Annotated in this window: 14 protein-coding genes; 2 read left to right on the forward strand and 12 right to left on the reverse strand. The window is 34.0% G+C overall.

Annotated features, from left to right (window positions below; all coding sequences use genetic code 11):
* Position 1: 1 nt before the first annotated feature.
* The 11 genes from CQ058_RS00665 to CQ058_RS00715 all read right to left on the reverse strand — a co-directional run bounded on the left by CQ058_RS00665 (position 2) and on the right by CQ058_RS00715 (position 9,573).
* Entirely contained in the window at positions 2 to 790 is a 789-nt protein-coding gene (locus tag CQ058_RS00665) for an enoyl-CoA hydratase (protein ID WP_002017012.1), read from the reverse strand.
* 4 nt (positions 791 to 794) lie between these two features.
* Positions 795 to 1,706, reverse strand: coding sequence for a hydroxymethylglutaryl-CoA lyase (mvaB, locus tag CQ058_RS00670; protein ID WP_002017011.1), 912 nt, complete (start codon positions 1,704 to 1,706; stop codon positions 795 to 797).
* A gap of 21 nt (positions 1,707 to 1,727) precedes the next feature.
* A complete protein-coding gene (locus CQ058_RS00675; protein WP_001985297.1) occupies positions 1,728 to 1,943 on the reverse strand; it encodes an acetyl-CoA carboxylase biotin carboxyl carrier protein subunit in 216 nt (71 codons plus the stop codon).
* 26 nt (positions 1,944 to 1,969) lie between these two features.
* Positions 1,970 to 3,307 carry an acetyl-CoA carboxylase biotin carboxylase subunit gene (locus CQ058_RS00680; RefSeq protein ID WP_002189666.1) on the reverse strand — a complete coding sequence of 446 codons (1,338 nt, stop codon included), beginning with the start codon at positions 3,305 to 3,307 and terminating at the stop codon, positions 1,970 to 1,972.
* Between the two features lie 15 nt (positions 3,308 to 3,322).
* On the reverse strand, positions 3,323 to 4,468 hold the full coding sequence (locus tag CQ058_RS00685; RefSeq protein WP_002189664.1) for an acyl-CoA dehydrogenase: 1,146 nt from the start codon (positions 4,466 to 4,468) through the stop codon (positions 3,323 to 3,325).
* A 216-nt stretch (positions 4,469 to 4,684) separates the two neighbouring features.
* Positions 4,685 to 5,653, reverse strand: a complete 969-nt coding sequence (locus CQ058_RS00690) for a YbgA family protein (RefSeq protein ID WP_002189662.1) — start codon at positions 5,651 to 5,653, stop codon at positions 4,685 to 4,687.
* A gap of 4 nt (positions 5,654 to 5,657) precedes the next feature.
* On the reverse strand, positions 5,658 to 6,311 hold the full coding sequence (locus CQ058_RS00695) for a TetR/AcrR family transcriptional regulator (RefSeq protein WP_002065518.1): 654 nt from the start codon (positions 6,309 to 6,311) through the stop codon (positions 5,658 to 5,660).
* 24 nt (positions 6,312 to 6,335) lie between these two features.
* The gene (locus tag CQ058_RS00700) at positions 6,336 to 7,355 is read right to left on the reverse strand and encodes an ABC transporter permease (RefSeq protein WP_002189660.1); all 1,020 of its coding nucleotides are present in this window, start codon (positions 7,353 to 7,355) and stop codon (positions 6,336 to 6,338) included.
* Positions 7,352 to 8,077: an ABC transporter ATP-binding protein gene (locus CQ058_RS00705; RefSeq protein WP_002189659.1), complete on the reverse strand. Its 726-nt coding sequence runs from the start codon at positions 8,075 to 8,077 to the stop codon at positions 7,352 to 7,354. Before CQ058_RS00705 ends, CQ058_RS00700 begins: the two co-directional genes overlap by 4 nt.
* A 185-nt stretch (positions 8,078 to 8,262) precedes the next feature.
* Positions 8,263 to 8,514, reverse strand: coding sequence for a hypothetical protein (locus CQ058_RS00710; RefSeq protein WP_002017002.1), 252 nt, complete (start codon positions 8,512 to 8,514; stop codon positions 8,263 to 8,265).
* 216 nt (positions 8,515 to 8,730) lie between these two features.
* Entirely contained in the window at positions 8,731 to 9,573 is an 843-nt protein-coding gene (locus CQ058_RS00715) for a metallophosphoesterase (RefSeq protein WP_002189658.1), read from the reverse strand.
* 600 nt (positions 9,574 to 10,173) lie between these two features.
* Here CQ058_RS00715 and CQ058_RS00720 point away from each other — a divergent pair.
* A complete protein-coding gene (locus tag CQ058_RS00720) occupies positions 10,174 to 10,743 on the forward strand; it encodes a hypothetical protein (RefSeq protein WP_002189657.1) in 570 nt (189 codons plus the stop codon).
* 421 nt (positions 10,744 to 11,164) lie between these two features.
* Positions 11,165 to 12,580: a phosphatidylinositol-specific phospholipase C gene (locus CQ058_RS00725; protein ID WP_002189656.1), complete on the forward strand. Its 1,416-nt coding sequence runs from the start codon at positions 11,165 to 11,167 to the stop codon at positions 12,578 to 12,580.
* Between the two features lie 153 nt (positions 12,581 to 12,733).
* Here CQ058_RS00725 and CQ058_RS00730 read toward each other — a convergent pair whose 3' ends face one another.
* A complete protein-coding gene (locus CQ058_RS00730) occupies positions 12,734 to 14,110 on the reverse strand; it encodes a lytic polysaccharide monooxygenase (protein ID WP_002016996.1) in 1,377 nt (458 codons plus the stop codon).
* Between the last annotated feature and the right edge of the window lie 141 nt (positions 14,111 to 14,251).

The following is a 14,251-nucleotide window of genomic DNA, read 5'->3' on the forward strand; positions in this document are numbered from 1 at the left end:
TTTACTCCCCCTTATACATTGGTTTGCGTTTTTCCTTGAATGCCTGTAATCCTTCTAATCTATCTTTCGTATGGATTACGCCCTCATACGCCTGTTTTTCCATTTGTAAGCCGGTATGTAAATCTACTTGAATACCATTTGAAATTGCTTCTTTTGCTAATCGAACAGCAATTGGACCATTTTTAGCAATTCGATCTGCAATTTCAATTGCTTTCTCTTCTAGTAAATCAGCTGGTACTACGAATTCTACTAAACCATATTCTTTCGCTTCTTGCGCCGAAATACGTCTTCCTGTATAAATTAATTCTTTTGCTCTACCGACTCCAATTAATCTCGGTAAACGCTGCGTACCACCTGCTCCAGGTATAATTGCAAGAGAAGTTTCAGTAAGACCTAGACTCGCAGTGTCAGAAGCAATTCTAAAATCACAAGCTAAGCTTAATTCAGTACCTCCACCAAGTGCGATTCCATTAATAGCAGCAATAACTGGTTGTGGTAATTGTTCCACCATCTCCATAGTAGAACGAATCATACCCACAGCATGGCGAACTTGTTCTTCACTCATGTTGGCACGCTCTTTTAGATCAGCACCAGCGCAAAATGCTTTTTCGCCATCCCCTGTTAAAATAACAACGCGCGTATTTGATTCTTCGTTTATTTGAGTTAATATAGTTTGTAATTCTTCTAATAATGCCAAGGATAATGAGTTTGCTTGTCTTTCACGATTTAACGAAATCTTTACAACGTGCGGTGTAACATAGTCAACTGAAATGTTTTGTAATTGTAGCATCTTCTCACCTACTTATCGTTTTATGTTGAAGCGCTCTATACACATGACTCGGTAATTGGATATTCAACTTACTTTGAATAAACTGACTCGCTCTCAATAACTTTTCTTCATCAATATTAGTTTGGACTCCCAGCTTATGGAGCATATGCACTAAGTCATCAGTAGCAACATTACCCGATGCTCCTGGTGCATAAGGACATCCTCCGAGTCCACCACAAGAACTATCAAACGTTGTAATACCATATTCTAAAGACTTAACTACATTCGCCAGAGCCATTCCATACGTATTATGAAAATGCATTGCAAACTGCGAAGCATCATACTTCTTTAATAGATGTTCTAATACTTGTTCTACTTGTAATGGATTCGCTACACCAATCGTGTCACCGAGAGAAACTTCATAAATGCCGTATGAAAATAGTTGATTACATATTTCGTCAACTGCTGTGGCACTTATATCCCCTTCATAAGGACATCCAAATACAGTAGAAACATAGCCTCGTACCTTTTTACCTTCGAACGTTGCCTGTTTTGTTATATCTTCAATTACAGCTAATGCTTCTTTAATAGATTTATTAATATTACTTTTATTGTGAGATTCACTTGCTGATAAAAAAACATTCACCTCATCTACATTTTGCAAAAAAGCTCGTTCCAAACCATTTTGATTTGGAACAAGCGCTGCATATGTAACATTTGGATCCCTTTTTAGCTCAGAAAATACATCACTTGCATCTGCTAATGCAGGAACCCATTTAGGGTGAACGAATGAGGAAACTTCAACGTACGACAATCCCGCTTCTGTAAGTAGTTGAATCCATTTTACTTTATCTTTTGTGCCAACAATCTTTTTTTCATTCTGTAAGCCATCACGTGGCCCGACTTCTTTAATGACAGCAAAATTAGGTAGTTTCAATTCGCTTCCCCCTATATCTCCCTATTCAATTTCTAGTAATACATCTCCTTCATTTACAAAATCGCCTTCTTGTACGTTAATTTTCATAACAGTTCCGGCTTCTTCTGAAACGATTGGAATTTCCATTTTCATAGATTCCAAAATGACGACATCCTGCTCTTCCTCTACTGTATCTCCTACTCCTACAACAATCTTCCAAACATTTCCTGCCATCGATGCATATACTTTCGTCATCATTTTTTCCCCCTTAATATTCATAAATCTTACTTTTTAACAAGTTGTTTCGTTACAAAACCCGTTGTATAAATACCACTTTTGAACACATCGTCTCCGAGTACTTGCAGTAACATTGGTGTGTTTGTTTTAATACCTTCTATTTTTAACTCTTCTAGAGCAATTTTTAATTTTGAAATCGCTTCTTCACGAGTTTCACCATGTGCGATTACTTTCGCAATCATTGGATCATAGAAAGGTGTAATCGTTACTTGATTCTCCAAAAAGTGATCAATACGTATATTTGTCGGTAACGTTAAATCTGTAATTTTCCCAGGTGATGGGAAGAATGTTTTCGGATCTTCTGCGTAAATACGAGCCTCAATGGCATGACCACTACGTTTTACATCATCCTGTGTAAATGATAGCTTCTCACCATATGCGATAAGTAATTGTTGTTCAACTAAGTCTAACCCAGTAATTTCTTCTGTAACTGGATGTTCTACTTGTAATCTTGTATTCATTTCTAAGAAATAAAAGTTCTTTTGATCATCTACAAGAAACTCAACTGTACCTGCATTTGTATAACCAAGTGCTTTAGCAGCTTGTACAGCAACTTCTCCCATAGCCTTTCGTGTACCCTCATCTAAAAATGGTGAAGGTGCTTCTTCAATTACTTTTTGATTTCGGCGCTGCACTGAACATTCGCGTTCCCATAAATACACTGTATTACCATGTGTATCTGCTAAAAGCTGAATTTCAATATGATGTGCATCTGCTATATAGCGCTCTAAATACATTTCTCCGTTACCAAAGAAATTTTGCGCTCTTGTTTTATTACTTTCAAATGCTTTGGTGAGCGTTTGCTCAGTTTCCATCAACTGCATTCCAATGCCTCCGCCGCCCGCGGATGCCTTAAGCATTAATGGATAACCAATTTGTTTCGCAATTTCAATTGCTTCTTCAGCAGTTTCAATATTTGTAGTAATGCCTGGAACTACTGGCACATCTGCTGCTTGCATCGCTATACGTGACTCAATTTTACTTCCCATCTTAGTAATGATTTCTTCTGAAGGACCGATAAATACGATTCCTTCTTCTTTACAGCGAATCGGAAAAGATGGATTCTCTGATAATAATCCGTACCCCGGATGGATTGCTTCAGCATGTGTCTTCTTAGCTATTTCAATAATTTTTTCAAGGTTTAAATAGCTTTCTTGGACACGCGGACCGCCTACTAAGTAAGCTTCATTTGCCAATTTTACATGAAGGGCATTTTCATCAGCCTCAGAATAAATAGCAACGGTACGAATGCCAAGTTTTTGACAAGTTTTCATAATGCGAACTGCGATTTCCCCGCGATTAGCAATTAATATTTTTTGAAACATAGTGACTCCTCCTTTTTATCTACATCCTAAATGTCTTGCAATTACGAGACGTTGAATTTCAGAAGTTCCTTCACCAATTTCTAAAAGTTTTGCATCACGAATATATCGTTCAACTTCATATTCACGCATATAGCCATATCCACCATGAATTTGTACTGCATGATTTGCTATACGACTTGCAGCTTCAGATGCAAACAACTTTGCCATAGCCGCTTCTTTACCGAAAGGTTTATCGTTATCTTTTAACCAAGCTGCTTTATGTACTAAATTACGCGCTAATTCTACTTCAGTCGCCATATCAGCCAATTTAAATTGAATCGCTTGGAAATTAGAAATCGATTTTCCAAATTGTTGACGTTCTTTCGCATATTGCAATGCACGTTCAAATGCAGATTGTGCAATACCTACTGCTAATGCTGCAATTGAAATACGTCCTCCATCAAGTGTATATAAGAATTGTTTAAATCCTTTATTTACATCACCAAGAATATTTTCTTTCGGTACACGTACACCATCAAGTACGATTTCACAAGTATTAGAAGCACGAACACCCATCTTATCGTAAGGGCTTGAAATCGTTAATCCTTCACTAGTAGTCGGTACGATAAATGCAGAAATACGTTTTTTACCATTGTCTTCAAAACCGTTGATAGCGGTTACAATAATTGTATTTGCATACTCTGCGTTTGTAATCCAGCACTTTTCACCACTAATAACATATTCATCGCCATCTAAAATTGCTTTCGTTTGTGTGCCCCCTGCATCAGATCCAGCATTTGGCTCCGTTAATCCGAAAGCACCTAACGTTTTACCTGACGCCATTGGAACTAAAAATTTCTGTTTTTGTTCTTCTGTACCGAAATAATAAATTGGAGAAGCACCTAATGAAATTGTTGCAGCATAGCTTAAACCTGTTCCACCACAAGCACGACCAATCTCTTCAACAGCTAACGCGTACGATAACGTATCGCCACCTGAACCTCCATACTCTTCCGGGAATGGGATACCTAATAATCCCAGTTCGCCCATTTTTTGAAATGTTTCATATGGAAATTCCGCAGTTTTGTCATAATATACAGCTTTCGGTGCGATTTCCTTTTCAGCAAAATCACGTACCATTTCTTTAATCATTTGTTTTTCGCGAGTTAGAGTAAATTCCATTCCGCTACACACCCCTTATCGAATATTGAGTTTCGACAGCGTGCGAGTTTCTACTACAAACATTACTTCTTAAAAGACACGAATATTAGTTAGACAATTGCTATAATTCTGTCATAACTTAATTTTAAAACAGATTCTGTACCAATGCACAAAAAAATTCCTACATTGTTCTACAACAACATAGGAGGTTTTGTGTCGAATTATGTAATTTATTGTTTAATAATCTCTACCTTTTCCCGAATCAGAAATTTCTACTAACCCTTCAGGGTATGGTTCGAAATATGTTTGTCTTAATAAATACTTTTCATCAAATCGAATGGCCCATGTTTTTAAAATTACAAGTAAACTACTAAGTGGGATTTTCTTTTCAGAATACTTCTGTAACAGCTCTAAAAAATGATCTTTTTCTTGTTTTTTTAGCTTTGTTTTAAAATATCCGAAAATGTGCTCACATACATTTACATTCGATGTATAGCGAGGCGCGCGAATAAATAATTTATATAAAGTCTTCTCATAGTTATCAAATACGACTTCAATTGTTTCATTTTTTTGATTTGCAATAATACGCCCTAATTCTTTTTGTTTCACCTGATTATATGCCATAAATAAATACTTATAATCTGATTGAAACGCTACGAGTTCTTTTATGTTTTTAGTATGTTTAATCATTTTGTAATGCGCGATTGTAAACAATCTTGTAAAGAAATGCTCTCTAATAATAAAATTCGACAATCTACCTTCTTCTTCAATTGGAAGATGCGAAAATTTTTTTATTACTGCTCCGCCAAATAATCCAGTTCCTTTTCCTTTTACTGGTCCTTTTTCAAAACCAGAATAGATTTTCACATCACGAGTTCCGCAACTTGGCGAACGATTCTTCAAAATAAAACCGTCAACTTCAGGTAATGTTTGTAAAAACTCATTTGAAAATTGCTCCATTTTTTCAGTTACGTCTTCTCGTGTTGACGGTTGCACAAGCCTATTCGTACCGTTTTTTTCTACAATACGTATCGTTTCACGAGGAGTCCCTAAACCAATTTCTACTTCAGGACATACAGGTATAAATGTAACAAATGGCTGCAAGTTTCGAATTGTTAAATCTGGAACCATCTCTCCATTATAACGACAGGCATCAAATTCTAAACATTTACTTACAACAATTATCGGTTTAGCAAATTGTCGCATCACATTACCTCCGTGGCGTTAGTCCATACAAAATAAATTGAATCGTATTTTCAATTTCCACTTCATCGTCCCATTTCTCTTCCGGCAATAATAAAAACCTCGTTAAGAGCAACCCTAATACAGCTGATAAAGTAAGACGTAATACAGAAGAAGGCGGAAGTTCAATAATTTCCCCTTCTTCTTGAAACTTAGCAATCAGCTTTTTAAAATGTACAAGCAGTTCTGTTTCTATTAATTGTTGTATTTCACTTTTTAGTTCTGGCTGAAATGGTACTTCTTGAATTAATATTTTTATCATTGGAAAGTGCTTTTTAGCAAATTCAAATCTATTTTGAATTATTACTCTTAAAAGCACTTCATACGATTCATACTCTGTTTTAAATATTTCTTTTGCAAAGGCTTGTACGAAAAATGGTGCAGCGAACTTTGTTAAGGTCGGCATCACGACTGCAAACAATAAATCTTTTTTCGTTTTATAGTAGCGGAAGATTGTTCCTTCCGCTACACCAGCTCGCTTTGCAATTTCACTCGTTGAAGTTGAGGCGTACCCTTTTTCTCCAAACATATCAACAGCTGCCTCTAATATACGCATTTGACGTTCATTACGTTTATCAGTATTCGTTGCGGCAACTAATTCTTCCAGCCAATCCTTCTTCATTTATTGTGCTCCTTTTTATCATCATTATATTTTGCGATGTTTCTTTAATGCAAATACATTTCCTACTGCAAATAATAGTGAAAAAAGTAGTAATACAGTAAGATCTAATGCAATCTCTGTAAACCCTTGATTCCGAATCATTACTTGTCTCATAGCGTCAGCACCATATGTGAGTGGAAATAATTTACCTAACATTTGTAACCATGTATTCATGGATTCCATTGGAAACAACCCAGAAAAGAAAACTTGTGGCACGATAACAAGCGGTATAAATTGAATCATTTGAAATTCATTATTTGCGTATGCCGATAAAAATGTGCCTAATGTTAGTGCAGTTAAAGAAAGCATACATGTTATAAGTAGCGTTAGCCATATTGAGCCAGCTACATATAAATCTAAAATATAAACTGAAAAACTTACAATTATAATAGATTGTATAAATGCAAAGATTCCAAAACCAATAATATATCCTACAACTATTTCCCATCTTCTCACTGGTGTGGACAATAATCTCTCTAATGTACCACTTAAACGTTCTCTTACAAAAGATACTCCGGACAATATAAATACAAAGAAAAATGTAAAGAAACCAATTAATACGGGACCAAGCCCATCAAACATCGTAATGTCTTTAGAGCCATGTAAATAATCCACTTCAGGCTTCATCATTGATACATTATTCTTCTCTGTACTCTTTTGCAATACTTGAAGTACCGCACGGTTTTTTGATGAATCACTGCCTTCTAATAGAAGATTCATTTTTCCATTTTCTAAATGAATTACTGCATCTACCTTTTGCTTTTCTAATTCCGAAATTGCTTTGTCTTTACTATATTCATAAATTGATGCTTCTTGATTTTTCATTGCTTTTACTATAGGAGCAGGTACATCGACTACAGCAATATGCGGTATATAGTCTTTTTGTGTAAATACTAGCGACAATAACCAAAGTAATAACATTGGTGCCCCAAACATCATTGCTAAAGAACGCTTATCTCGAAAAAATTGACGAATGATACGGATGACTACACCATTAACTCTCATGATTCAATCACTCCTTCTAACATAAAGACATCTTCAATTCGTCCAGAAGATGTTTGTTTTTTCAATTCCTCCGGTGTGCCAATCGCAACTAAATTCCCTTCTCTAATTAGCCCTAGACGTTCGCAAAACTCAGCTTCATCCATAATGTGCGTTGTTACAATAATAGTTGTTCCTTTCTTTTTAAGGTCATAAAACTTCTCCCAAATCGATTTTCGAAGTAGAGGATCTATCCCAACTGTTGGCTCATCTAAAATTAATATTTCTGGTTCATGAAGGAGTGCTATCGCCAATGATAAACGTTTTTTCATTCCACCTGAAAAATGCTGTACTTGCTTTTTCATATGCTCTGATAATTGCACAAGTTCAAAAACTTCTACGATTCTCTCTTTCTTACGCTTACCTTTTAACCCATACATCGTTGCAATAAAATCTGCATTTTCATATGCCGATAGTTCTTCGTATAATGCATCAGCCTGAGCCATATAACCAATTATTTTCATTTCATTTAGATTAGGCATGTTTGTATTAAAAACAATTACATCCCCTGTAGTTGACTCATTAATACCTGCAATCATTTTAATGAGTGTTGTTTTCCCTGATCCGGAAGGTCCAACCAAGCCAAAAATTTCTGCTTTTTCTACTTGCAGCGAAAGGTTATGCAAAACTTCTTTTTTCCCAAAACTTTTTGATACATCTCGTAAAATAATTGAAGGTTGGTGCACTAAAAATCCCCCCTTTTCTTTAAAATGAGTGAGTACTCACTTTTATTTTACTCTCGAATTATTATATGTCAAACTTTTCAAACATATATTTTTTCTGTTATTTACTAAATCAATGAAACAGAGTCGACATTAGAATATCTTTTCTTAAAGTCGACTCTGTTTCATTGTGAATTATTCGATTTTTGTTATGTTTTTAAATTTAAATACCTTCTAATTCTAGCAACATCTAATGAATATTCGATAACTATTTGCTGTATTGGTAATATAACCGTTTCCGGATATAAATGTGCATATTGTAACGTTTCTGCATACTTTTCCAACCGTTTTTCTAAATACTTTACAATTTGCTCAGGATGACTTACTAATAAAGACGTACTATAATAATGAATTTGCTCCTCAATCGCCGTATATTCTTCAATTTCAAATTCTTTATGCATTTGTACACCCCTTTATATTTTTAATATTGCTTAATAATAACTATTTTAACTCGACTAATTTTTAAGTTTTTTGATTATTTACACTATAACAAACTCAATAGGTCAAATTTTGTTACTTTATGTAACGTTGAAAAATTTTAACAAAATTGTAATGGAAACTTGTACTCAAGAAAAACTACCTTTAAATTATTCTCCTGAACAAAAAAGCCGTACAGATTAATTTAACTGCACGACTACAATCTCAGGTCTATTAAAAACTCTTTGCGGAATGATACTATTGCCTAATCCTCTACTAACTATCATAGACGTATTTTGTTGTTCATATAAACCCGCTGTATATTTGGGCAGTATTCCTTGATTAGGAGCAACTAATCCCCCGATAAAAGGTAACCGAACTTGTCCCCCATGTGCATGACCCGATAACACTAAATCTACTTTCTCCTCAGCATACTCTTCTAGAAATTCAGGCCTATGGGATAATAATACATTATACCTATCTGGCAGCGTTTCAATTTTTGCTTTTACAATTGCATCTTTTACAATACTTCCTTCATCAATATCTCCAGTATTAAATTCCGGATCATCAATTCCTAACAAGTTTATTTCGTGTCCTCCCTTTTGTATTATTACATGTTCATTTCTTAAAACAGTGACATGCTGTTTCTTTAATTTTTTTTCTAAACTGTTATATTTTCCTGACCATTTTTCATGATTTCCTGTCACAAAATATACCGGATATTCCTTCACAAGTTCTCGTATTACTTGCATACTCATTTCTGCATCGTACGATTTACTGTCTATTAAATCACCCGTAATAGCAATAATATCTGGATTTATGCTTTTTACTTTTTGAATTAAAACGTCTTGATTATCACCAAATTTTTTATTATGTAAATCTGAAATTTGTAGTATTTTATATCCTTTAAAAGAAGAGGGAATTTTACTAGAGGTTATTTTAACCTCAGTTATACTTATTAAATTGTTTTGTAAATATAAAAAGATACTAATGCCTACTAATATACCAATAATTAATATGATTCTTTTAATCTTCTTGTTCATACTTCCTCCTAAAATCTTAATCAGTACTACAGTTCACAATAAATATTACGTGCCCTTCGCATTCAGAATAACTGAAATTTTTTAATTGATTTGTAGTATTTGTTATAGTTTTATACGCCACTTATAAAATTTTTCAATCGCATGCGTGTATGATGTCATGCTCATTTTTCAGTAATTTTATAGCAGATCACTGGAATCTCTTCATAATATTAACATTTATCTTACTTAGTTTGATAACTATATCATGATAATTCCTATAGTTTTTTATAAAAATATTGTGTACTTTTCTCGAAGTATATACGACATTTGATTACAAATATATTATTACCACTACGATTTTAATTTGTTTAAAACGTACAAAGAGAGAATTGAAACACTAAATTGCCTTATGAAAAGGTATTACTGTATTATTTATTAGAAAATTGAAAAAATATGTGTAGATAGCTATCATTGTAAGTGCATATATAATTAACTTTAATTTCCTGACATAATTTCACATAATTCTTAAACTAGTTTTTTGCGTGCATTATGAAATAAAATATTGCCCCATGTCAGTCTTTAAAAAATTATATATCATAACTTTAAGGGAGGAAGAAAACTATGAAGATGAAAAGAAAAATCATGATGACGACAGCACTTGCAGCTACATTGGCTACAGGTGCACTACCAAGTACATCAGTGTTTGCTGCTGAAAAAGAGGCTCCTATCCAAAAAGAAGAGACACAGATGAGTATTCAACCATTTGCACAAAATAATTTGGAAACAGCAGTTAAAGCTGCCTTAAATGGTCCAGAAGTTAAAAAAATTAAAGTATTTGAGCATGAATTTAATGTAAAACCAATTGAAGTAGTAAATTTAGGTGGCGGTAAAACATATGTTAAGGGACAAATTTCTCATCATTTAAGTTTTCGTCCAGATGATCAATTTTATTATGAGTTTACAGTGCAAGATGGAAAGGTAATAGATAAGCCTGTATTTAATATTGATAGAGGTGGTTGGACACCTTTTGCCGCTCCACTTTTATCAATTCTTGCTGCGTATAATGGGATTCCAGTTAATCCAAATGATTTAAATACACTTGGTCAACAGATTGGAAAAGTGATAGATGGAAGCTGGGAACATGCAGCCCAATCTATCGCAACTGTAGTTAGTTTAAGTTTTAATGAGTAGAATTTCTTAATTTTTGTTAGCCTAACAGAGTCCCATTTTTCATAAGTAACCTTGTTATAAAAAATTCTGAAACAGCTATAAATAGATTTTTACCACTCAGTCACATTATCTTGATTTGTTAACCACCTTATCATTCATTATATGTCACAAAATAGAAGTCTTTTTTAAGACTTCTGTTTTGTTTGTATACAGTACAGCGGAAAGTTTGTTTTTTACCTATCTATGCTTCAATTCTTTAAGAATCCGTTTGACTATTAGATACAATTTATTACAACAAACTATTAAAATCTCAAATAACTTCCTACCCTATTTTGATTTTTTCAAACACAAAAATTCATTACTTTAAGAATGAAAACAATAGATGTAGTAAAAAATCATCTTGTTTTATTATATCTATTGTTTAAAAGTCAGGAGAGATAAAATGAACAAAATAAAAATGAGGAATTTTTTTAAAATTAGTATCCTTACTTGTTTCACACTAGCAAGTTTAAGTACACCATCTACTATTTTTGCTGATAGTCATCCAGGTTATTCCTATGAATCCAATATAGGCTATCAAAACCCAGCATGGATGTCGAAAGTAGCAGATTCAACAAAATTGAGTGAAATATCTATTCCAGGGACTCACGGTACAATGGCTTTACATGGAGCAAGTTTTCTTGATGAAAATTTGACAAGAAATCAAACTATGAGTCTACCACAACAATTAAATTCCGGAATTCGATATGTAGATATGCGTGTTAAACGTGTAAAAGATTCTTTTGCAATGTACCATGGGATTGTAAATCAAAAAGCAATGTTTGAAGATGTATTAAAAGAGGCAATTCAATTTTTAAAAGATCATCCTACAGAAACAATTTTAATGCGCTTAAAAGAAGAAACTACTCCTGAAAGTGGCTCACTATCATTCGAGGAAATACTTAATAAATACAAAGACCTTAATTCTTCCTATTTTTGGGATCCGAGTTCTGTACCAACTTCAAAAAGAAATAACCCTACTCTAGGAGACATCCGAGGGAAAATTGTAATCTTACAAAACTTTACAGCCTCTCAGCAATATGGTATTAATTACGATAGCTTAAATATACAAGATACATTTGAAATTGAAAACGGACCAGACGGAATGTATGAAAAATGGAATGCGGTGAGAACCCAACTTCAAAATGCAAATAATAATTTTAACAATGATAAAATCTATCTTAACCATTTTAGTGGCACAGGTGGTGCTGCTGCATTATTAAATAATGTTTATCCTTGGTTTGTTGCAAGTGGTAAAGAGAGCAGAAATACTGATAGTAACCCCAAGATGATTCAAAAAGCTACAACTAATGCGTGGGAAGATTTCCCTCGTGATATAAATGGTCAAGTATTTTATGGTGGAATGAATACACTTGGGACCGAACTCTTGCAACAAGGTGGAATTAAACATTCTGGTATTATCGCAGCTGATTTTCCTGGTCCAGGTTTAATTGATAGTATCATTAAATTAAATGGTATACATTCGAATGAAAAAGAAATATTAATTTCGCAAATTTCATCCGAATCTAGCCCTTTGTCCGGACAACAAAATCGATCCAGTCAAAACTTTAAAATTGATAGTTTACCTGTAGGTACTAAGGAATTAAAATGGATTATTGAGCCTTCAGAAAAAGATCATCCTTCTTCTATCTCTTTCAATGTAATGATTGACGTTTCTCTAGGTACAGATTCTACTCGTTGGAAAAATATTTCACATGGATCTAGGACTGAAGCTTATACGAATACTAAATATTATATTGCAAGCCCACTTGGTGCCACTAACAAATTTACAGTGAAAATATACGCTATTACAAATTAAAAAATAAAGAATCCCAATGGAATTCCTTTTTGATGGAATACCATTGGGGTTCTTTAATAATTTCATTTCGTATATATTGGGATGAAGAGTAAAAATTGCACCCCTGTTCCGGTATTGCACATAGAATAAGTGATAACTACCCTTTTCCACTGATCATTTATTTAAAACTGGCTTCCAAAGCGATAGTGCAAAAATCCAATTTGGATCGCCGTTCCCTTGATAACTTTGAATCGCTTCATACACTTTTCCCTCATGTACTACTTTATCACCTTTATTGTATGCTTTTCTTGCATCCCATTTTTCATAAGTAGAGTCCTCTAGTTTTGTTGCTACAGTTAAAACATCACTTCTACTAGACTCATTTCCAGCTAAATCAACCGCCGTCACTACATATTTATACGATGTATTAGTTTTTAAATCTTTATCCATAAAGGATGTATTATCCGCTGTCCCAATTTTATTCATAACCCCAGTGCTTTCTCTATATACAACATAATGATCAACACCTACATTATCTTCAGACGCACTCCACATCAAATCAACAGTTGTCGCTGTTGTACCCATACTATGTAATCCTTTTGGTTGAGTCGGAGCCTCTTTATCTGGAGTTTCATTTGTTGTCTTAACCTTTAGTTTTTCACTTTCTTTTGATATGTTTCCAGCAGCGTCTAATGCCTTTATTGTATAGGTATATTCCGTATTTGCTTTTAGTTTTTTATCAGTAAAAGTTGTACCTGGTACCGTACCAATTACTTCTCCATTACGTAACACTTGATATTCTTTTACGCCTATATTATCATTTGAGGCCTTCCATGTTAGTTCAACACTATTGGCAGAAACTTTAGACGCATTTAATCCAGTTGGTTGACTTGGAGCTACTGTATCGGGAGCTTCATTATTTACTAGATTTACATCAATTACATTATAAAACGCATTTGACGTATCTGCTACATCCCATACAGCTAAAATAACATGATAACCATTGCGATCAGTTGGTACATTAATTGTATGTGTTAAATTATTTGATGCTGCCGAACCGTCATGTTTCACAGTTCCAATTGGTTCTAATTCAGCACGTGTTAATGGTTTATTAGGATCCCATCCCTTTTTGGTAATGTAATAATGCCATTTACTTGTAGAATGTGCCGCTGTGTATTTCCATGTAAATGTATTTGCTCCCCCCTTTATTGTGTTTTTGAACCAGCGATTTGATGTTTGTTGGTCAAGAATCCCTCCAAACAGTCCTCCTGCCGAAGCGATTTTCCCATCAATCGGTCCACCATCTGGGAATCCTTTAGGTGCTTCTAGACTTTGAGGTTCGTACATTACATTTCCACAATTTAAATTTAATGCTCCATAATTCTGACTACATAAAGCAGCACGACTACTCGGCTTTTCAACAAACCCATGTGCATATGCACTTTGAGGAATCATTGTAATTGCCGTCACCCCTACAGCTAAAACACAAGCACCAATTCCTTTTTTACTTTTTCTTAATCTTTCTAACTTAGATGTTAACTTCAAATTCATACTCGTCCCCCCAATATATTGTTTATGCTAATATAATAGCAATATAGGGATAAACGAACAAATCACCTACTAATATATTAATAGTTCAATAACATAAACACATTTAGTTTATTTATTAACCTGATATGGGGCTAAATTAAG

Origin of the sequence: Bacillus sp. MYb56 (assembly GCF_002976445.1) — a bacterium.
Lineage (GTDB): Bacteria > Bacillota > Bacilli > Bacillales > Bacillaceae_G > Bacillus_A > Bacillus_A mycoides.

What these genes read in the sequence shown, in the direction of transcription:
- CQ058_RS00665 (WP_002017012.1), bottom strand. Translation starts at nt 790, where the DNA reads ATGCTACAATTACAAAACATTTCAGTTGACTATGTTACACCGCACGTT.
- CQ058_RS00675 (WP_001985297.1), bottom strand. Translation starts at nt 1,943, where the DNA reads ATGATGACGAAAGTATATGCATCGATGGCAGGAAATGTTTGGAAGATT.
- CQ058_RS00680 (WP_002189666.1), bottom strand. Translation starts at nt 3,307, where the DNA reads ATGTTTCAAAAAATATTAATTGCTAATCGCGGGGAAATCGCAGTTCGC.
- CQ058_RS00685 (WP_002189664.1), bottom strand. Translation starts at nt 4,468, where the DNA reads ATGGAATTTACTCTAACTCGCGAAAAACAAATGATTAAAGAAATGGTA.
- CQ058_RS00690 (WP_002189662.1), bottom strand. Translation starts at nt 5,653, where the DNA reads ATGCGACAATTTGCTAAACCGATAATTGTTGTAAGTAAATGTTTAGAA.
- CQ058_RS00695 (WP_002065518.1), bottom strand. Translation starts at nt 6,311, where the DNA reads ATGAAGAAGGATTGGCTGGAAGAATTAGTTGCCGCAACGAATACTGAT.
- CQ058_RS00700 (WP_002189660.1), bottom strand. Translation starts at nt 7,355, where the DNA reads ATGAGAGTTAATGGTGTAGTCATCCGTATCATTCGTCAATTTTTTCGA.
- CQ058_RS00710 (WP_002017002.1), bottom strand. Translation starts at nt 8,514, where the DNA reads ATGCATAAAGAATTTGAAATTGAAGAATATACGGCGATTGAGGAGCAA.
- CQ058_RS00715 (WP_002189658.1), bottom strand. Translation starts at nt 9,573, where the DNA reads ATGAACAAGAAGATTAAAAGAATCATATTAATTATTGGTATATTAGTA.
- CQ058_RS00720 (WP_002189657.1), top strand. Translation starts at nt 10,174, where the DNA reads ATGAAGATGAAAAGAAAAATCATGATGACGACAGCACTTGCAGCTACA.
- CQ058_RS00725 (WP_002189656.1), top strand. Translation starts at nt 11,165, where the DNA reads ATGAACAAAATAAAAATGAGGAATTTTTTTAAAATTAGTATCCTTACT.
- CQ058_RS00730 (WP_002016996.1), bottom strand. Translation starts at nt 14,110, where the DNA reads ATGAATTTGAAGTTAACATCTAAGTTAGAAAGATTAAGAAAAAGTAAA.